1 pseudogene is annotated in these 482 nt (G+C 72.0%); it reads right to left on the bottom strand.

From position 1 onward, the window contains the following. Positions 1-390, bottom strand: a pseudogene (locus C1J00_RS44110) (phospho-sugar mutase); the annotation flags it as partial. Positions 391-482: the final 92 nt, after the last annotated feature.

Genomic DNA, 482 nt, shown 5'->3' with positions numbered 1-482 from the left:
CTCCAGTTCGGCACCGCCGGCCTCCGCGGTGAACTCGGCGCCGGTCATGACGGCGGCGGTGTCCTGGGCGAAGTCGTAGGACTTGTGGCGGGCGTCGTAGCCGATGACGACGAGGCCGGCCTCCCCTTCCCTCTCGGGGGGGCCCTGCTTCCTGAGGTACGCGGCGAGGCCGGCGGCGGCCCGGATGACGACCGAGCGGTTCATACGCATGGGACCGGCGCCGAGTTCACCGCGGAGGCCGGCGGTGCCGAACTGGAGGGTGCCGCTGAATCGGGCGGCGAGTTCGGTGTGGTCCTCGGCGTCGATGAGCCGGGCGAGCTCGGTGCGGGTCTCCGGGTCGGGGTCCTCGGTGAGCCACGCCTGGGCCTGCGCGATGAGTTCTTCGTGCACGGTGTGGTGTCAGCCTCTCCGGTGTCGTGTGGTTTGGGTGTGCGCCCGCGGTGGTCTGCGCAGGGTGGTGGGGTGCGCGTCCTCGCCTGACG

The sequence above is a fragment of the Streptomyces cahuitamycinicus genome (assembly GCF_002891435.1).
GTDB classification, from domain to species: Bacteria; Actinomycetota; Actinomycetes; order Streptomycetales; family Streptomycetaceae; genus Streptomyces; species Streptomyces cahuitamycinicus.
Note: the sequence above shows the minus strand (reverse complement) of the source record. Positions and strands in the feature narration are given on the sequence as shown.